We start from the raw sequence: 18690 nt of genomic DNA, 5'->3' as shown, positions 1-18690 counted from the left end.
GTGGACTTCTCTTTGGTTACTTTCTCTTATCTTGTGACTTGAAGGAATACCTTTAGGTATAAGAGAAAGTGACTCGCCGAGGGGCGAAATTAAGTTCATTTAAGTGAATGTGGGGAAGATCAAAACGTACCAAAGTAATAAAAAGTTAATTTATTCTAACCCTATTAATTCTCGGCACCCAAGAAAAGTGACAATAATACTTAATTAGATAATCCCGCGGAAAATCCGCGGGATTAATTACTGACAACAAAACAGACTAATCTAAATCGAACCGATCTGCATTCATCACTTTTGTCCACGCTGCAACAAAGTCTTTCACAAACTTTTCTTTGTTGTCATCCTGTGCGTAAACTTCAGCGTAGGCTCGTAAAATAGAGTTAGAACCGAAAACAAGATCGACTCGTGTGGCTGTCCATTTGACTGAGTCGGTTTTGCGGTCACGGATTTCATACAGGTTTTCGCCTGCTGGCTTCCAGGTATAACTCATGTCAGTCAGGTTAACGAAGAAGTCATTAGTTAATGCACCTTCGTTATCAGTGAAAACACCATGTTTACTGCCACCATGGTTGGTTCCAAGTACCCGCATGCCGCCTATCAGTACTGTCATTTCGGGTGCCGTGAGTCCCATTAGCTGAGTTCTATCAAGCAGCATCTCTTCGGCACTGACAACATAGTCTTTTTTCAACCAGTTTCTGTAACCGTCGTGCAGTGGCTCCAGTGGTTCAAAAGCTTCTATATCGGTCATGTCTTCAGTGGCATCACCGCGCCCGGGTGTGAACGGAACTACAATATCAAAACCAGCTTTTTTCGCTGCTTCTTCAATACCGACATTACCCGCCAGCACAATGGAGTCTGCTAAGCTTGCTCCTGCCTCAGAAGCCAGCGGCTCAAGTATCGACAGTACCTTTGCCAATCTTTCGGGTTCGTTGCCTGCCCAGTCTTTCTGTGGCGCCAGTCGGATTCGGGCTCCGTTGGCACCGCCTCGAAGATCTGAGCCTCTAAAGGTTCTGGCACTGTCCCAGGCGGTTGAAACCATGTCACTGATGCTTAAACCACTTCGCTTGATCGCGTTTTTGAGTGAATCAATATCGTAGTCGGTGGAACCCTTTGGTACTGGATCTTGCCAGATCAAATCTTCCTGTGGCGAGTCAGGGCCAATGTAGCGCTCTTTCGGCCCCATGTCGCGGTGCGTTAATTTAAACCAGGCGCGGGCAAAAACTTCTGCAAAATACTCAGGGTCTTTATAAAAACGCTCCGATATTTTTCGGTATTCGGGATCCATTTTCATTGCCATATCGGCATCGGTCATAATGACCCTGCCATGCTGAGCTGGATCTTCGACATCAGCTGGTTTATCACCTTCTGCAATATCAACCGGTTCCCACTGCCAGGCTCCGGCTGGACTCTTTTTAGACTCCCACTCATGATTTAGCAGCATATGAAAATAGCCATTGTCCCAGCGAGTTGGGTGGGTCGTCCAGGCACCTTCAATACCACTGGTGACCGAATCTCGTCCAATGCCGCGTTTCGTTTTGTTATTCCAGCCAAGGCCTTGCTCTTCGATATCGGCTCCTTCTGGTTCCGGTCCCAGTAAACTTTCATCACCATTACCATGACACTTACCGACCGTGTGGCCACCAGCGGTTAAAGCAACGGTTTCTTCATCGTTCATTGCCATGCGTGAAAACGTCACGCGAACATCCTCTGCGGTCTTAAGAGGATCCGGGTTACCGTCAACACCTTCAGGGTTGACGTATATCAGACCCATCATCACTGCTGCCAGTGGATTTTCCAGGTCGCGCTCACCTGAATAGCGGCTATTTTCATTATCACTCGGCGCGAGCCACTCTTTTTCAGCACCCCAGTAAATATCAATTTCTGGGTGCCAGATATCTTCTCGACCGAAAGCAAACCCATAGGTCTTGAGTCCCATTGATTCATAGGCAATGGTGCCAGCATAGGCCATTAAATCGGCCCAGCTAATTTTGTTGCCGTACTTTTTCTTAATCGGCCAAAGGAGACGTCTTGCCTTATCTAGATTGGCGTTATCAGGCCATGAGTTGATAGGGGCGAATCGTTGATTACCGGTTGATGCGCCACCACGACCGTCGGCAACCCGGTAGGTTCCTGCTGCGTGCCAGGACAAGCGAATCATCAGGCCACCATAATGTCCCCAGTCTGCAGGCCACCAGTCCTGACTATCGGTCATCAACGCTGTCAGATCTTTTTTCAGGGCATCGAAATCAAGCTTTTTAACTTCTTCACGATAATCAAAATCATCACCCATTGGGTTTGTCTTCTTATCGTGCTGATGGAGGATTTCAAGGTTTAGGTTGTTCGGCCACCAATCTGTGTTCGACTTATTACTTTTGGTGATTGCACCGTGCATCACAGGACACTTCTTCTCAGACATAAGAATCTCCTTGTAGATAGTTGACGCTACTTTGTCGTTATTTTTCAGTAAACTGCAAGTAGGTGTAACGAATAAAAATTTACTATAACACAGGAATTGAATATTACTTGGCTGAGAATTGGGCTATAGAAAGGCTCTATGATGATGGTTATTTTTTTAGATTACTCATACAGATAGAGCTTATTGATGAAGTTTTTCATTTTCAATAATGCTATCTGCTGGGATTCAATCATGGCGAATTCTGAATTATTGCTTAAAACGGCTCAACGAACTTCCAAAAATTTTCGATACTGCTACTATGTTCTTTTTATGGATTATAAAGTCAGCTTTTACAAGGCTTTGGTTTACTAATAAAAACATAAATGACATACGGGTATGAAGCGGAAAGAGCACGATATATTTGACATAGTTGAATCGGGTCATTTTGATTTTAACCACTGGTTAGAATTGAATGAATTATCACTGGCGGATAAGGCAAAAGCCAAAATGGAGAAGGCTGTAGCTCTAGCCGAAAAGAATGTATCAATCACCCCCATCATTCGATTAAATACTCTTGCAGCAGGACTTGAGCTGGCTGAAGTTCTGACTCATTTTAATGCTGATAATGAGACCCTGACCGCGGCTATCCTATTGCCAGGAGTCATCAGTCAGTCCATTGATCTGGAAACCATCAAAAAGCAATTGGGGACAAGGATTACCGAGCTGGTGAATGGCGCCGGTCAAATGGAAGCGATGCGTTCACTGCAGCAGTCTTCCGGGGCCGAAAATGACGAGCAGCAGGTAGAGAGTCTGCGGAAAATGCTGCTGGCGATGGTGAATGATGCCCGTGTGGTTCTACTGAAGCTAGCTGACCGTGTGGTGACATTGCGTCATATCAAAGATGCTAAGGCGGATCTGCAATACCTTTTCGCCAAAGAAACCAAAGATATTTTCGCACCGCTGGCCAACCGCCTTGGCATCGGTCAGTTAAAGTGGGAGCTGGAGGATCTGGCTTTCCGTTACCTTGAACCTGATGCCTACAAAACTATTGCTAAAAGTTTGCGTGAAAAGCGGGTAGCACGAGAGCAATACATTGATGACGTGATAAGCCTGCTGAACGCTAAACTTGAAGCGGAATCCATCAAAGCTGATGTTACCGGGCGAGTAAAACATATTTACTCCATCTGGAAGAAAATGACCCGCAAGAAGGTCAGCTTTGAAGAAATTTATGATGTACGAGCAGTGCGAATTTTAGTGGATAAAGTTCAGGACTGTTATGCAACTCTTGGCATTGTTCATGGTAGCTGGCAGCATATTCCCAAGGAGTTTGATGACTATGTCGCAACACCCAAGGAGAATGGCTATCGTTCGATTCATACTGCTGTAGTTGGCCCGGAGGGGAAGGTACTGGAAGTACAAATCCGAACCCATCAGATGCATGAGGAAGCGGAAAAGGGTATTGCTGCGCACTGGGCCTATAAAGAGGGGGCGAACCTGAGCAAGGTGGGTGTGGATGAAAAAATTGCATGGATGCGTCAGTTACTTGAATGGCAGAGTGAACTGGCGGATACCCACAGTGATGATTTATTGGACGAGTTTCAGAGCTCGGTAGCAGAAGACCGAATCTTTGTCTTTACGCCGCAAGGAAAGGTGATTGATTTACCAGCAGGAAGTACTCCCATAGATTTTGCATACAGAATTCATACGTCTATTGGACACCGTTGCATTGGTGCAAAGGTTAAAGGGCGAATCGTTCCTTTGACTCATAAGCTAAGTACCGGTGAGGTCGTAGAAATCATGACCAAGAAAGAGGAGCTACCCAGTCGCGACTGGTTAATTCCTTATAATGGGTATGTAGGAAGTTCTCGTACCCGAAGCAAAATCAATCAGTTTTTTAATAAACTCGATCAGGAAGATAATGCCAACGAAGGCCGGATTCTTATTGAGAGAGAATTAAGTCGAAACCAGTTATCCGACATCGATCATCGAGAGTTAGCCCAGCGTCTGCACCTGGCCAGTCAGCAGGAGCTTTATGTCAAAGTGGGCACCGGTGACTTGGGTATTATGCAGGTTCTTAATCGGGCTAAAGAGCAAAAAGAGGCTCATGAGCCAAAGCGGGATATCCAACCCGTACTGCGCAAGAAATCCAAACGCAAGTCGATGAGTGATATTTCGGTATCGGGCGTTGGCGATCTTTTGACCCAGATCGGTAAGTGCTGTAAGCCGGTACCGGGTGAAGAGATTGTTGGCTATATCACTCGCGGCCGCGGTATTGTGATACACCGTCAGGATTGTACTCACGCAAAAAAAGCACTCAAAGATAAGCCTGAACGGTTGATTCCGGTTACCTGGGAGAAAGAAGCGACCAATGCTTATGCCGTGGATATCAGGATTGTCGCTCTGGATCGTAAGTCGCTTTTGAAAGATATCACCACTATTTTGGCTAATGAGCAGGCTAGTATTACGGATTTATCAACCCGTAAAAATAATGAGCAGGTTGAGTTATGGATAGAAGTAGAGCTGAGTCAGGTCGACGACCTCAATCGAGTGATGACGCTAATAAAGCAATTACCGAACATATACACTGTTGAGAGAAGAGCTCATTAATCTATGTCTGAGTTACCCACATCGTTAAAGCACACGCAGCGCCTGCTTGGCATTATGCAGGCATTACGTGATCCAGATAACGGCTGTCCCTGGGATAGAAAGCAAACCTTTGAAACGATAGTGCCGCATACGCTGGAAGAGGCTTATGAAGTTGCCGATGCCATTGAAAGCGGTGATATGGCGGAACTTGAAGGTGAATTGGGGGATTTACTGTTTCAGGTCGTGTTCTACGCGCAATTAGGTCAGGAACAGCAGTTATTTGACTTTGAATCGATTGCTCAGGTCATGTCTGACAAGTTGATTCGACGTCATCCGCATGTCTTTTCAGACAAGAAGCTGGAGACCGATGCTGACATTAAGAAAAACTGGGAACGGCTAAAACAGCAGGAGCGGCAGGCTAAAAATTCGGAGAATACCAGTTTACTGGATGACCTGCCGAAAAGTTTCCCTGCACTATCGTTGGCACAAAAAATGCAAAAGCGTGTTGGTCGTCATGGTTTTGATTGGCCCGAGATAGATGGCGTTATTGAAAAGCTGGAAGAAGAAATTGCTGAGTTAAAAGAAGCGATAGCGAGTAATGACCAACCGCATATCGAAGAAGAGATGGGCGATCTGCTATTTAGCTGCGTTAATCTATCAAGACACCTCAAGGTCGATCCGGAAGCGGCTTTAAGGGCGAGCTGTCGTAAGTTTGAAAGTCGCTTTCGCGCCTTAGAGTTAATCATAGCTGAATCCGATTTAAGTGTGGATAGTGCAACCCTTGATCAGCTGGAATCTGCATGGCAAAAAGCAAAAAGCAGGGGTAGTTAGTTATTTACTGCTTTTAGCGATAATTCTGTCCAAATGATTAGCGAATTTCATTCGATCGGCCTGATTCAAAGGCGGTGGCCCACCGCTCTGGATACCGCTGGAACGCATCGTTTCCATAAAGTCTCTCATCGTCAGGCGCCCTTTGATATTTTCTTTAGTAAAAAGTTCTCCACGGGGACTAAGCGCGGTACACCCTTTATCAATGACCTCGTCTGCCAGTGGGATATCGGCCGTAATAACCAGGTCGCCTGAGCTGGCACGACGAACGATTTCATTATCGGCGACATCAAAGCCAGATTCGACCTGCAAGGATTTGATAAAGGGGGACGGTGGTACCTTGATGTATTGGTTTGCGATTAGGCAAGTCGGTATCTCAGCGCGTTGAGCTGCTCGGAAGAGAATATCCTTGATAACAACTGGACAGGCGTCAGCGTCGACCCAAATTTTCATGAATACTGGCTTTGGTGTATTGAATTGGCATCATCATAAAGTATCAGGCTAGCGCTGTCTCCTGTTGGTCGAGTGATTTCTCTGATTTTTAATTAATGCAAAAACTCCTCGCCAATCATCCGACCTTTTTGGTATACTATTTTCCCGTCCTGGGAGTCCTTTCTTCTCAAAGACAAACGTACGTTTATCAACCAACATATTTGAATAATTGAATCAAATTGGCATGTTGGTAGTAGTGCTTTAAGTAAGATAAAGCATTGATTTTCAAAAATAGGTTTCTAAATCGTGAACGACAACTTGTAATGGTTATCCATAGGCAAGGCGTTTTGCGATTTGTTGTATTTATAGCAGTTTTCACAATAGTTTGGGTAGTTGGATTAGGCTTATGACCAAGTATGTATTTGTAACCGGTGGTGTTGTTTCTTCTTTAGGTAAAGGTATCGCGGCGGCTTCTATGGCTGCTTTGCTTGAGTCTCGCGGCCTGAAAGTCACGATGCTCAAACTCGATCCTTATATTAATGTTGACCCGGGAACCATGAGTCCTTTCCAGCATGGTGAGGTTTTTGTGACCGACGATGGCGCAGAAACAGACCTTGATCTTGGTCACTATGAGCGCTTTGTTCGTACCCGCATGAAGCAAAGCAATAACTTTACAACCGGCCGTGTGTATTCGGATGTTCTTCGCAAAGAGCGTCGGGGTGACTACCTGGGCGGAACGGTTCAGGTTATTCCTCATATCACTGATGAAATTAAGCAGAAGGTGAAAGAAGGCGCCGAAGGCTATGACGTTGCTATGGTTGAAGTCGGCGGTACGGTAGGTGATATCGAGTCTTTGCCATTCATGGAGGCGATTCGTCAGCTTCGTTTTGAAGTGGGTAAAGAAAACGCCATGTTTGTGCATCTGACGTTACTACCTTATATCGCTGTTGCTGGTGAACTTAAAACCAAGCCAACTCAGCACTCGGTTAAAGAATTACGTTCGATTGGTATTCAACCTGACATCCTTATTTGCCGCTCAGATCGTACTATTCCTGCGGGCGAAAAGGCTAAGGTTGCATTGTTCACCAACGTTAAAGAAAAAGCGGTTATCTCACTGCAAGATGTTGATAGTATTTATCGGATTCCTTCAGTGTTACTGAACCAAAAAGTCGATCAGCTCATTTGTGAACGTTTCAATATTGAAGCACCAGAAGCAAACTTGGCTGAATGGGAAGAAGTGCTTTACCGTGAAGCAAATCCAAATGGCGAAGTAGACATCGCCATGGTGGGTAAATATATGGACTTAACCGAAGCTTATAAGTCACTTACGGAAGCCTTAAAGCATGCTGGTCTGCATAATCGCCAACAGGTCAATATTCATTATGTTGATTCGCAGGATATAGAAAAGCGTGGCACAGAAATTCTTAAGGACATGGATGCCATCTTAATCCCAGGCGGTTTCGGAGAGCGTGGTGTTGAAGGCAAGATTGCGACAGCGCAATTTGCCCGTGAAAATAATATTCCTTATCTAGGCATCTGCCTGGGTATGCAAGTCGCTGTGATTGAGTATGCACGTCACAAAGCTGGCTTAGAAAATGCAAATAGTACGGAGTTTGATTCATCAACTCCAAACCCTGTCGTCGGCTTAATTACTGAATGGATCAACCGTGACGGTTCTACAGAAGAGCGCACAGATGATTCTGATTTAGGTGGGACCATGCGACTGGGTGCACAACCTGCAGATGTAAAAGCTGGAACTAAAGCGCATGATATCTATCAAAGCGATGTGATTAATGAACGTCACCGTCACCGTTACGAAGTTAACAATAACTTATTGCCAAAACTTGAAAAGGCAGGCCTTGTGGTATCATGTACATCCAGTGAGAAGAAGCTTGTAGAAATGGTTGAGCTTAAAAATCACCGCTGGTATGTAGCGTGTCAGTTCCACCCTGAGTTCCGCTCAACGCCGCGTGATGGTCATCCATTATTCAGTGCATTCATTGCTGCAGCAAAAGATTACCATGCTGAAAAAGCTGAAGCGTAAGTCTGCAGCGTAAACAGGTGAAAGCCGAAGGCAGAATTATGAAGTTATTAAATTGGGAAGTTGGACTGGATCAGCCGTTCTTTTTGATCTGTGGTCCTTGTGTTATCGAAAGTGAACAGTTAGCGATTGATACTGCTGGTTTCTTGAAAGAAATGACGGATCGTCTTGATATACCGTTTGTTTATAAATCATCTTTCGATAAAGCAAACCGTTCTTCCAGTAAAAGTTTCCGTGGTCCCGGTTTGGAAAAGGGTCTGGAAATTTTGCAGAAAGTTAAAGATCAGGTTGGCGTGCCAGTTTTAACCGATGTCCATGAGGATACGCCGTTTCAGGAAGTGGCGGATGTAGTTGATGTAATGCAAACGCCAGCATTCCTGTCACGCCAAACGAACTTTATCCAGAAAGTTTGTGAGCCGGGTATTCCCGTTAATATCAAAAAAGGCCAGTTCTTATCCCCTTGGGATATGAAAAATGTTGTCGAAAAAGCCCGTGAAACTGGCAATAACAACATTATGGTTTGCGAGCGAGGTGTATCGTTCGGTTATAACAATTTAGTCTCTGATATGAGAGCGTTATCCATCATGCGTGACACTGGCTGTCCGGTGGTTTACGACGCTACTCATTCTGCACAATTACCCGGTGGCCAAGGCGCTTCTTCCGGCGGCCTGCGAGAAGTTATTCCTGTATTGGCTCGTGCTGCTATAGCGGCAGGTGTTTCTGGAGTCTTCATGGAAAGCCACCCAGATCCAAGTATCGCCAAGTGTGATGGACCAAACTCCTTCCCTATGTACCGTATTGAAGAAACACTCAAAGTCATGAAGGAGCTGGATAATATCGTTAAGCAGGCAGGGTTTGCTGAAGATTCTATCAGCGATTTTGGTAGCGGCGATTTACTGTAATTTAATTTTTTAATTATTTGTTTTGATTCTATAAAACATTAGAGGGTGTGATTTTGAAAATCAAAAATGTTATTGGACGTGAAGTTTTAGATTCTCGTGGTAATCCGACAGTTGAAGCTGAAGTGATTTTAGAAAATGGTATTAAAGCCATTGCTTGTTCACCATCAGGTGCTTCTACAGGTTCTCGTGAAGCGTTGGAATTACGAGACGGTGATACTTCTCGTTATTTAGGAAAAGGCGTATTAAAAGCAGTTGCATACGTAAACAATGACATTAAGAACGCTCTTGTTGGTCATGATGCCTCTGACCAGGCCGCTATTGATCAGATTATGTTGGATCTTGACGGTACTGAGAATAAAGAAAAATTAGGCGCTAACTCAATTTTGGCTGTATCACTGGCTAACGCCAAAGCAGCAGCTATGGCTTCTGGCAAGTCACTGTTCGAGCATATTAGCCGTGATGGCAAGTTCTCTATGCCAGTACCAATGATGAATATTATCAACGGTGGTGAACATGCGGACAACAACGTTGATATCCAGGAATTTATGATCATGCCAGTAGGAGCGCCAACATTTTCTGAAGCGCTGCGCATGGGGGCAGAAATCTTCCATAACCTGCGCAAGGTACTTCAGGCTAAAGGTTTGAATACAGCTGTGGGTGATGAGGGTGGCTTTGCGCCAGACCTTGGTTCTAACGAAGAAGCGATTCAAGCTATCGTAGAAGCAGTCGATAAAGCTGGTTACAAGCTTGGTCAAGACGTTGCTTTAGCACTGGATATTGCATCAAGTGAATTCTATAAAGATGGCAAGTATCATCTGGCATCTGAAAACAAAGAACTAACCTCGGAAGAGTTCGCTGATTATTTAGCTGACTGGGTTGAGCGTTACCCAATCGTTTCGATTGAAGATGGTATGGATGAAGGCGACTGGGATGGCTGGAAAATTCTTACTGAAAAAGTTGGTGATAAGTGTCAGCTAGTCGGTGACGATTTATTTGTTACTAATACTAAAATTCTTCAGGAAGGTATCGACAAAGGCATTGCCAACTCCATCCTGATTAAAGTTAACCAGATCGGTACATTGACAGAAACGCTAGCTGCTATCGATATGGCCCATAAAGCAGGTTATACCGCAGTTATCTCACACCGAAGTGGTGAAACAGAAGACACCACTATTGCTGATTTGGCAGTGGCGACTGCTGCGGGTCAAATCAAGACTGGCTCGCTATGTCGATCAGATCGTGTGGCTAAATACAATCAATTGCTACGTATTGAAGGCGAGCTGGATGGTAAAGCGCCATATCCGGGTAAAAGTGCTTTCAAGTTTTAAAGGCTGTAATTGCTGCGGTTTATAACCGCAGCAATTACTTTATTTAGGACTCTTTTTCTGGCATTGTTTATCATATGAAGTGGATTGCTCTGATATTAGTCATTATTTTGATGACCTTACAGTACCGAATATGGTTCGGAGAATCTTCTTTTCGAGAAATAAACTTACAACATCAGAAAATAGATAATATCAAAATAGAAAATAAAGAATTAGCACTAAGAAACCAAAAGATCGTTGCTGAGATCAATGACCTGAGAAATGGAACTGACGCAATAGAAGAGCGTGCCCGTTATCAGTTGGGAATGATCAAAGAAGGTGAAGTGTTTATTCGAATTTTAGACTCTCATTAACGAGGCTTAATATATGAGCTCCGGTCGTATTTGGGCAGTCATTCCTGCCGCAGGGATTGGTTCCAGAATGAATTCAGATACACCAAAACAGTATCTGGAGATTGACGATAAAACCATTCTCGAACATAGTATTAATCGTTTTCTCGAACACTCAAAAATCCATAAAGTTATAGTCGTACTCAACCCCAAAGATAGTCACTGGCAAGAACTTCCTTTTAAGAATAACTCGCGAGTAGTTACTGTTATCGGGGGTAAAGAGCGAGTGGACTCTGTACTGGCCGGTTTGCATGCTATTCAGGAGCAGGAAGTAAGTCATCATGACTGGGTCATGGTTCATGATGCTGCAAGACCTTGCCTTAAATCAGAACACATTGACGATTTGATTCATTCCAGGGATTCGTCACCGGATGGCGCGATTCTAGCCATTGGTGTTACTGATACCGTAAAGCAGGCAAATCATAAACAGACAATAGATAGGACCATCGATCGTGAATCTATATGGTTAGCGCAGACCCCACAGTTGTTTCCTGTAGATTCATTAATACGTTCCATTGAGTTAGCTTTATCCAGGCAGCAGTTAATAACAGACGAAGCCTCTGCGATGGAGTTATCGGGTTATCATCCTTCATTGGTGATTGGCTCTCGTAAAAATATAAAAATAACGGAGCCAGAAGATTTATTTCTTGCATCTTTGTGGCTGAATAACAAAAAATAACTTCTTGCACCATATAGGTGCTAATTTTAAAAAGATGATAGGAAATGCACCAACAAGGTGCATTTTTTGTTTCTGCCGTCTTTTGTTATCTGGTATGACCATGGTATGAATAATAAGGAAATTCGGGGGAACTATGGAACAAGCCATGCAATCAGACTTACCTATTTTTGAACTGAGCTATGCGCTCAATACTTTTTATGTTTTATCATTCGCAATCTTAGTCATGTGGATGGCCGCTGGATTTACTATGCTAGAGGCTGGGCTGGTGAGAGCAAAGAATACGGTAGAAATACTGACTAAAAACATCGCGTTGTACTCTATTGCCAGTTTATCTTATCTATTGATTGGCTATCAGATAATGTATCCCGATGCCGCTGTAAATAGCTGGTTTCCGGGTTTCTCTTTCCCGAGCTATACCGACTTATCGGCAGAAGAAGCTATGACAGAAGGTGCTAGCATCTCGACGGTCGGTGGGATCTTTTTCCAGCTGGTTTTTGTGGCGACAGCCATGTCAATCGTGTCGGGCGCTGTAGCAGAGAGAATGAAGCTCTGGGCTTTTCTTATTTTCTGCTTCTTCATGACAGCTTTGATCTATCCAATCCAAGGCTACTGGAAATGGGGTTTGGGATTCCTAGAAACGGCCGGCTTCTACGATTTTGCAGGTTCTGGTGTGGTGCACTTGTGTGGTGCTGTAGCCGCTTTTGCGGGTGTATTATTGCTTGGGCCGCGAAAAGGAAAGTATGGCCCTGGAAACGTAATAAAAGCCTTTCCCGGAGCGAATATTCCATTGGCAACCTTGGGCACGTTGATCCTATGGATGGGGTGGTTTGGCTTTAACGGTGGTTCATTACTGGAAATGTCCAACGTTAATAAAGCCAATACCGTGGCACTTATTCTTTTGAATACCAATACGGCAGCTGCTGCTGGTGGTGTTGGTGCACTGATATTCTCGAAAATTCGTTACGGTCGAGCGGATCTGACAATGATCTTAAATGGCGTTTTAGGAGGTTTAGTTACTATCACCGCTGATCCTGTCTCACCCACACCGTTGATTGCTTTAGTTTATGGCTTAATTGCCGGTGTTTTGATTATGGTTTCTATCGTGACCTTTGATCGTCTAAAAATAGATGATCCAGTTGGAGCTATTTCGGTCCATGGCGTGGGCGGGATTTTAGGATTATTGGTAGTGCCCCTGACCAATGGTAAGTCTGAGCTCATAAGCCAGCTACTTGGAGTGGGCGTGATTACATTATGGACTTTCTTGGCTAGCTTTGCTGTATGGCTGGTAATTAAAAAGACACTGGGTATTCGTATTAATGATGAATATGAATATGAGGGAGCCGACCAGGAAGAGTGCGGTCTTGAAGCTTACCCAGAATTTACTAAAAGTTAGAGAGGTGACGCCATGAAATTAATTACTGCTATTATTAAGCCGTTTCGTTTGGATGAAGTGCGTCAGGCTTTAACAGAGATGAATGTTACCGGTATGACCGTAACAGAAGTCAAGGGTTTTGGTCGCCAGAAGGGGCACACTGAACTATATCGTGGTGCAGAATATATGGTGGATTTTCTACCGAAAGCAAAAATCGAAGTCGCCGTGGATGACAGTCAAGTAGACCGTGTCGTGGAAACGATAATCAATACAGCTAAGACTGGTAAGATTGGCGACGGAAAGATTTTTGTAACGAATCTGGAGACCGTTGTACGTTTGAGAACCGGTGAGATTGGAAAGGATGCATTATAAGAGTTTATCAGGAGTATTTGCGTGAAAGAGCTGTTAATAAAAGTCGATGATTTACAGGACCAGGGTATTATGCGCTTGCTGGAGGAGCATCGCAGAGAAATGTTTCAGTACTCGCCGCCAGAGAGCATTCATGCACTTGATGTGGCTGAACTAAAGCATCCATCCCTGACTTTTTGGAGTGCCTGGCAGGGAGATCAAATAGCTGGGTGTGGAGCCCTTAAAGAGTTATCAGAGACTCATGCTGAAGTGAAGTCGATGAGAACTGCTAAAGTCTTTCTCAGGCGAGGTGTATCAAGCCGTTTATTAGAGGTCATGTTATCGGAAGCTAAGAGTAGGGGATATCGGCGGTTAAGTCTGGAAACCGGTACTCACAAAGCCTTTGAGCCAGCTATTGCCCTTTACCGCAAGTTTGGGTTTATGGAGACTGCCCCTTTCGGTGAATACAGCGAAGATCCCCACAGTTTGTTTATGACTAAGTTCATTTAGCGTTTTTATTGCCCCAGGGGATTGACAGGTTTTGTTGGATACGTTTTAATCACAGCATATGAAAACATTATTAAACGCAACACATCACCATCATTACCACGCAAATGCGTTGGCGGTGAGCTATTGTCTTTAATAATGTAAGTAGTATTAAAGAATTATAGAAAGCCCCGCCAAATGAGCGGGGCTTTTTTTATGTTTGAACAAAAGGTTTAGAGAATGAGTTTCAGTAAAGCATTACATCATCATCACCATCATACACTGCGCGAGCGACGGTGGAATGAGTAGTGCTTAATTAAAATACTCATGATTGATTTTCAAACCCGTTGCTCCGAAAGGTCAACGGGTTTTTTCGTTTTCAGGTATTAATGATTTAATTTTAGGAGTCTGTGATGACATTAAAAATGGTAGTTCCAAAAGGGAAGTTATTTAATAAGGTTGAAGACCTTCTCTCTGAGATAGGGTTAACTTTAGTGGGTGACAGTCGTAATTATCGTCCGACGCTTTATGGCTGTGACATCGAAGTAAAATTACTTAAGAGCCAGAATATTCCTGAGATGGTAGCGCTTGGGCAGCACGATATAGGTTTCGCTGGAATGGACTGGATTATAGAGCAGGAAGCAGACGTTGAAGTTTTGATGGATCTTGGATTTAACCCGGTTCGCCTGGTGTCCTGTATCCCTGAGGAATGGGACTGGGATGAAGTTAAGCAACGAAACATTATTGTAGCATCCGAGTATAAAAAGATAGCTAATGATTATCTTACTCGGTTAGGCGTTCCATTTAAGTTATTGCGTGCTTATGGTGCCACAGAAGTCTTCCCTCCGGAAGATGCCGACATGATTATTGATAATACCAGCACCGGATCTACCATAAGAGCAAACCGTTTAAAGATTGTTGATACGGTTATCGAAAGCTCAACACAGTTTATAGCTAACAAAGAAATTTTAAAGAACCCTGAAAAGAAAAAGCAGATTGACGACTTGCTACTGCTGATGCGGGGTGTCATGAACGGACGTAAACGGGTTCTACTTGAAATGAATTGCAATAAGGATAACGTACAGAAAGTAGTAGATCTTTTACCTGCAATGCGTTCTCCCACGGTTAGTGAACTCTATAACTCGGACGGTTTTGCCATTAAGGCAGCCATCGAACGTAAACTTATAAAGGATTTATTGCCACAGCTGATTGCTGCCGGCGCCACAGATATTTTAGAAACACCAATCAGGAAAGCGCTATGAAACCTTTATATCAGAATAACTTTGAGGCATATCAGGGGGAGGCTGGTAGCAGAAAAGTACTTAAACTGGACTTTAATGAGCGCTCTGACAGTCGTCCATTATGGTTGACCACGGAAACCATCTCTACAGAGTGTTTGTGGAAGTACCCTGACAAAACTGGCTTAGAAGATCAGGTGGCTCAATATTATGGTTTGAATAAGGAGCAATTGCTGTTAACCAATGGTGGTGATGAAGCCATTGAGTTACTGTTTAAATATGCTTGTTTGCAACAACGTCGACTCATATTACCGTTACCGGCCTTTAGCCAGTACCTCGCAGGAAAAGTCACTTGGAGTGCGGACATGACTCTTATAGAGCCGCTGGATGATATGCGAATTGATTTGCAAGGTGCGCTGAGTGAGGTCTCGGAAGGGAGTATCTTAATTATCACCAGCCCAAATAATCCCACAGGCGAACTTATATCTGAAGATGAGTTATATCGAGTTTGTCAGCAAGCCAAGGAAAAAAATGCACAGGTTTTTCTGGATGAAGCTTACATAGAGTTTGCGTGCAAAGATGAAGATTATTCCCTAAAGCTACTGGAAGAGTTTGATAATCTCATTGTATTAAGAACCTTGTCGAAGGCTTTTGGACTGGCTGGAATCCGTTGTGGATACCTGTTGGGCCAATCCAAAATTGTCATCGAATTTGCGCGTCTGGCGATGCCGTTTAACCTACCGGCTCCAACCATTGAAGTAGCAAAGAAAGCATTTACCGATAGTGCCAGGCTGGAAGTTAATAACTATGCAGGAACGATTAGTCAAAACCGTGAGCAAGTTGTCGTGCTGTTAAAATCTGCAGGCTTAAAGGTTGTTGATAGCAGTGCTAACTTCCTGTTCATTCAGGGCAATGAAAACAAACTCCGGTTAATAAAGGCTGCCTGTGAAAAACGCAATATCATTATTAAAACTGAGCTAGCTGGTTTGAGTGCTAAAGATAAAAAGATCAATGCTATTCGAATCACGATACCGTTTTACTTAAAACCACTACTCAATGCTCTAGGACTTGCTTTAAAGCCAGAACTAATCTGTTTTGATATGGATGGTGTGCTTATTGATACGAGGCAAAGCTATGATCAGGCGATAAAGGCCACAGTCGAGCACATTGCTGGCAAAACGGTCGAGCAATCCGATATTGAAAAGCTAAGAAGTAAAGGTGGCTTTAACAATGACTGGGTGTTGAGTTTAGAGTTGGTTCAACAATCTGGTTATGAAACAGATCTTAATGCTGTTATTGACGTTTTTCAGAGTTTTTACCAAGGCAGCGAGAAAAACAAAGGTTTAAAAGAATTAGAGAAACCATTCATCGAGCGGCAACTGTCTACACAGTTATTCGTCACTAATACGCGTACCATTAAGACCGCAATTGTTACCGGTAGGCCAAAAGACGAGGCGGTAGAAGGTGCCAGAATGATAGGAGCCAATAATTGTCTTGTGATCAGTGACGACGATGTAGAGGTATCAAAACCGGAACCTGAAGGAATCATTAAAGCCCTTCGTTATTTCGGCAAAGAAAACGGCTGGATGCTGGGTGATACGCCCGATGATATGGTCGCGGCCAACAGGGCTGGAGTGATCGCTATCGGCATTGGCGACGAGTCTTTGTATGAAGGTGGTGCTGATCTGGTGCTCGACAATGTCAATCAATTGGAGTCTTTGCTATGAGTGAAACGATACAGCTAGAGCGTAAAACCAAGGAAACCTCAATTCAATTATCATTGAATATCAATGGTAAACAAGGTGTGAGGATTGATACGGGGCTACCGTTCTTTGATCACATGCTTAATCAACTGGCTACTCATGCGGGCTGGGATTTGAATTTAAGATCGGTAGGAGACTTAGAGGTTGATGATCATCACCTAATTGAGGATGTCGCTATTTGCCTCGGGCAAGCTTTTAATCAGGCTTGGCGTCAACAGGGGAAAATTGTACGTTACGGTCAGCGCTTACTACCAATGGATGCTAGCTTGTTAATGGTGGCGGTTGACGTATGCGGCCGTGCTTATGCCATTACAGACTTACCGTTTACTCGAGAAATGCTGGGTGGAATTGGAACAGAGATGTGGAAACACTTCTTTTATACCTTTGCCATCAACAGCGCTATAACTCTGCACATTAAAACAGAGTATTTCGATAACAATCACCACCTGGTAGAAGCCAGTTTTAAAGGTTTAGCTTTTGCTTTGCGTGACGCATTACAGGTGAGTGAGCGTGAGAACAGTACTAAGGGGATGTTATGACCGGGACTGCTAGCGACATAAAGGGCAAGAGAGTTGGTGTTATCAATACCAAAGCCGGCAATTTATTCAGCTTATTTGCCTGCTTAAAAAGAATTGGTCTTAAACCGCTAATGATTGATCAGCCGGAGGATGTGGACAGCGAGGTTGATGCTTTGGTGGTGCCGGGGCAAGGGCGGTTCGGTCAGGTTATGGAGCAGTTAAATGCCAGCGGTCTGGGTCATGTGATTAAGGATTGGATTAAGGCTGACAAACCACTGGTGGGTATTTGCGTTGGTTTGCAGGTGTTGTTCGAATCTTCTGCAGAAGATCCCGGAGTAGTGGGGCTGAGTATTTTTAAGGGTAAGGTAGGACGGTTAGAGAGTCCTAAGCAGCCAATGGTCGGCTGGGCAAAACTGGATTCCAGCAATGACATCCTGGATCAGAAAGTGGTTTATTTTGTGAATAGCTACGGCGTAAAAAGCTCTGAGGTAACCAGCGCGACGGTTACCTATGGTGAAGAATTTGTTTCTGCGATTAATAAAGGGAATCTATGGGCATTTCAGTTTCATCCTGAAAAGTCGGGTGCCGTTGGTGAGGAGGTCATGAAGCAATGTCTGAACTAAATCGGGATGAAGGCTTAATTCCAAGAGTGATTGTCTGCCTTGATGTAGCTAATGGCCGCGTGGTTAAGGGAGTAAATTTTAAAGGTCTGGTTGATATGGGAGACCCTGTTGATCTTGCTCTGAAATATCAAGAACAGGGCGCAGACGAGATCGTTTTTCTTGATATTAAAGCTACGCTCGAAAACAGGGCAAATGCTTTAGATACGGTGACCCGGGTCGCCAAGAATTTATCCATACCATTTACCGTTGGTGGTGGCTTGAATAGTTACACTGATGTTGCCCAGTTCCTTGCGGCTGGTGCCGACAAGGTCGCGCTTAACTCTGCTGCAATAAAGAATCCCAGCTTGATAAACGAAATTGCCGAAGGTTTTGGTTCACAATGCGTGGTTGTGGCAATTGACGTCAATAAAGATGAGCATGATGACTATGCCGTTTATGTTAGTGGAGGACATGTTAAAACAGATGTTAATGCCTTTGACTGGTTTGAAGAAGTTGAGCAAAGAGGGGCTGGTGAAATCTTGCTCACAGCCATGCATAGAGATGGAACCGGTATTGGTTTTGATAATGAGTTAATGAGTCGTGTAGCTTTTGAAAGAGGAATTCAGGTGATTGCTTCAGGAGGTGCTTCAAATGCCCAGCATTTTGTCGACACCTATATAGCCGGAAGCGATGCAGCACTGGCTGCAGGCATGTTTCATCGTGCCGAGTACTCGGTTAATGATGTTAAACAAGTTTTAAAGTCACAGAATATTTTAACTCGCTAAAGGC

General features: G+C 44.1%; 17 protein-coding genes. 15 read left to right on the top strand and 2 right to left on the bottom strand.

Going from position 1 to position 18690, the window contains the following annotated elements:
* Nucleotides 1-256 precede the first annotated feature (256 nt).
* Nucleotides 257-2413 carry a catalase/peroxidase HPI gene (katG, locus tag KS2013_RS07770; RefSeq protein ID WP_068992136.1) on the bottom strand — a complete coding sequence of 719 codons (2157 nt, stop codon included), beginning with the start codon at nt 2411-2413 and terminating at the stop codon, nt 257-259.
* Nucleotides 2414-2788: 375 nt separating this feature from the next.
* Between katG and relA the strand changes: the two genes are divergently transcribed.
* Nucleotides 2789-4999, top strand: a complete 2211-nt coding sequence (gene relA / locus KS2013_RS07765) for a GTP diphosphokinase (protein WP_068992133.1) — start codon at nt 2789-2791, stop codon at nt 4997-4999.
* A gap of 3 nt (nt 5000-5002) precedes the next feature.
* Entirely contained in the window at nt 5003-5809 is an 807-nt protein-coding gene (mazG, locus tag KS2013_RS07760; protein WP_068992131.1) for a nucleoside triphosphate pyrophosphohydrolase, read from the top strand.
* Here mazG and KS2013_RS07755 read toward each other — a convergent pair whose 3' ends face one another.
* Nucleotides 5810-6259 carry a YaiI/YqxD family protein gene (locus KS2013_RS07755; protein WP_068992127.1) on the bottom strand — a complete coding sequence of 150 codons (450 nt, stop codon included), beginning with the start codon at nt 6257-6259 and terminating at the stop codon, nt 5810-5812.
* A 385-nt stretch (nt 6260-6644) separates the two neighbouring features.
* On the opposite strand from KS2013_RS07755, the gene KS2013_RS07750 reads away from it, so the two are divergent.
* From KS2013_RS07750 to hisF, 13 genes are all read left to right on the top strand, one after another.
* A complete protein-coding gene (locus tag KS2013_RS07750) occupies nt 6645-8282 on the top strand; it encodes a CTP synthase (protein ID WP_068992123.1) in 1638 nt (545 codons plus the stop codon).
* A 38-nt stretch (nt 8283-8320) separates the two neighbouring features.
* Nucleotides 8321-9181, top strand: a complete 861-nt coding sequence (kdsA, locus tag KS2013_RS07745) for a 3-deoxy-8-phosphooctulonate synthase (protein WP_068992120.1) — start codon at nt 8321-8323, stop codon at nt 9179-9181.
* A 50-nt stretch (nt 9182-9231) separates the two neighbouring features.
* Entirely contained in the window at nt 9232-10509 is a 1278-nt protein-coding gene (gene eno, locus KS2013_RS07740) for a phosphopyruvate hydratase (protein ID WP_068994476.1), read from the top strand.
* Between the two features lie 74 nt (nt 10510-10583).
* Nucleotides 10584-10859 carry a cell division protein FtsB gene (gene ftsB, locus KS2013_RS07735; protein ID WP_068992116.1) on the top strand — a complete coding sequence of 92 codons (276 nt, stop codon included), beginning with the start codon at nt 10584-10586 and terminating at the stop codon, nt 10857-10859.
* Between the two features lie 13 nt (nt 10860-10872).
* Nucleotides 10873-11574 (top strand): 2-C-methyl-D-erythritol 4-phosphate cytidylyltransferase, encoded by a 702-nt coding sequence (ispD, locus tag KS2013_RS07730; RefSeq protein ID WP_068992114.1) that lies wholly within the window; start codon nt 10873-10875, stop codon nt 11572-11574.
* Between the two features lie 133 nt (nt 11575-11707).
* The gene (gene amt / locus KS2013_RS07725) at nt 11708-12967 is read left to right on the top strand and encodes an ammonium transporter (RefSeq protein ID WP_068992111.1); all 1260 of its coding nucleotides are present in this window, start codon (nt 11708-11710) and stop codon (nt 12965-12967) included.
* A gap of 12 nt (nt 12968-12979) precedes the next feature.
* A complete protein-coding gene (locus tag KS2013_RS07720) occupies nt 12980-13318 on the top strand; it encodes a P-II family nitrogen regulator (RefSeq protein ID WP_068992108.1) in 339 nt (112 codons plus the stop codon).
* A 30-nt stretch (nt 13319-13348) separates the two neighbouring features.
* Nucleotides 13349-13804 carry a GNAT family N-acetyltransferase gene (locus KS2013_RS07715; RefSeq protein WP_068994475.1) on the top strand — a complete coding sequence of 152 codons (456 nt, stop codon included), beginning with the start codon at nt 13349-13351 and terminating at the stop codon, nt 13802-13804.
* Nucleotides 13805-14193: 389 nt separating this feature from the next.
* On the top strand, nt 14194-15042 hold the full coding sequence (gene hisG, locus KS2013_RS07710) for an ATP phosphoribosyltransferase (RefSeq protein ID WP_068992106.1): 849 nt from the start codon (nt 14194-14196) through the stop codon (nt 15040-15042).
* Nucleotides 15039-16745, top strand: coding sequence for an aminotransferase class I/II-fold pyridoxal phosphate-dependent enzyme (locus KS2013_RS07705; protein ID WP_068992104.1), 1707 nt, complete (start codon nt 15039-15041; stop codon nt 16743-16745). The genes hisG and KS2013_RS07705 overlap by 4 nt, the downstream gene beginning before the upstream one ends.
* Nucleotides 16742-17320 (top strand): imidazoleglycerol-phosphate dehydratase HisB, encoded by a 579-nt coding sequence (gene hisB / locus KS2013_RS07700; protein WP_068992101.1) that lies wholly within the window; start codon nt 16742-16744, stop codon nt 17318-17320. The genes KS2013_RS07705 and hisB overlap by 4 nt, the downstream gene beginning before the upstream one ends.
* Complete coding sequence (gene hisH, locus KS2013_RS07695) at nt 17317-17922, top strand: imidazole glycerol phosphate synthase subunit HisH (protein WP_068992099.1); 606 nt, start codon at nt 17317-17319, stop codon at nt 17920-17922. The genes hisB and hisH overlap by 4 nt, the downstream gene beginning before the upstream one ends.
* Nucleotides 17910-18686 (top strand): imidazole glycerol phosphate synthase subunit HisF, encoded by a 777-nt coding sequence (gene hisF, locus KS2013_RS07690; protein WP_068992097.1) that lies wholly within the window; start codon nt 17910-17912, stop codon nt 18684-18686. The genes hisH and hisF overlap by 13 nt, the downstream gene beginning before the upstream one ends.
* Nucleotides 18687-18690 lie beyond the last annotated feature (4 nt).

The organism is Kangiella sediminilitoris (genome assembly GCF_001708405.1).
Lineage (GTDB): Bacteria > Pseudomonadota > Gammaproteobacteria > Enterobacterales > Kangiellaceae > Kangiella > Kangiella sediminilitoris.
Note: the sequence above shows the minus strand (reverse complement) of the source record. Positions and strands in the feature narration are given on the sequence as shown.

Bases quoted from the DNA above. Each gene is read 5' to 3' on its own strand.
- hisB (WP_068992101.1), top strand. From the start codon at position 16,742: ATGAGTGAAACGATACAGCTAGAGCGTAAAACCAAGGAAACCTCAATT.
- kdsA (WP_068992120.1), top strand. From the start codon at position 8,321: ATGAAGTTATTAAATTGGGAAGTTGGACTGGATCAGCCGTTCTTTTTG.
- KS2013_RS07755 (WP_068992127.1), bottom strand. From the start codon at position 6,259: ATGAAAATTTGGGTCGACGCTGACGCCTGTCCAGTTGTTATCAAGGAT.
- ispD (WP_068992114.1), top strand. From the start codon at position 10,873: ATGAGCTCCGGTCGTATTTGGGCAGTCATTCCTGCCGCAGGGATTGGT.
- hisF (WP_068992097.1), top strand. From the start codon at position 17,910: ATGTCTGAACTAAATCGGGATGAAGGCTTAATTCCAAGAGTGATTGTC.
- katG (WP_068992136.1), bottom strand. From the start codon at position 2,413: ATGTCTGAGAAGAAGTGTCCTGTGATGCACGGTGCAATCACCAAAAGT.
- mazG (WP_068992131.1), top strand. From the start codon at position 5,003: ATGTCTGAGTTACCCACATCGTTAAAGCACACGCAGCGCCTGCTTGGC.
- hisG (WP_068992106.1), top strand. From the start codon at position 14,194: ATGACATTAAAAATGGTAGTTCCAAAAGGGAAGTTATTTAATAAGGTT.
- relA (WP_068992133.1), top strand. From the start codon at position 2,789: ATGAAGCGGAAAGAGCACGATATATTTGACATAGTTGAATCGGGTCAT.
- amt (WP_068992111.1), top strand. From the start codon at position 11,708: ATGGAACAAGCCATGCAATCAGACTTACCTATTTTTGAACTGAGCTAT.
- KS2013_RS07750 (WP_068992123.1), top strand. From the start codon at position 6,645: ATGACCAAGTATGTATTTGTAACCGGTGGTGTTGTTTCTTCTTTAGGT.
- ftsB (WP_068992116.1), top strand. From the start codon at position 10,584: ATGAAGTGGATTGCTCTGATATTAGTCATTATTTTGATGACCTTACAG.
- hisH (WP_068992099.1), top strand. From the start codon at position 17,317: ATGACCGGGACTGCTAGCGACATAAAGGGCAAGAGAGTTGGTGTTATC.
- KS2013_RS07720 (WP_068992108.1), top strand. From the start codon at position 12,980: ATGAAATTAATTACTGCTATTATTAAGCCGTTTCGTTTGGATGAAGTG.
- KS2013_RS07705 (WP_068992104.1), top strand. From the start codon at position 15,039: ATGAAACCTTTATATCAGAATAACTTTGAGGCATATCAGGGGGAGGCT.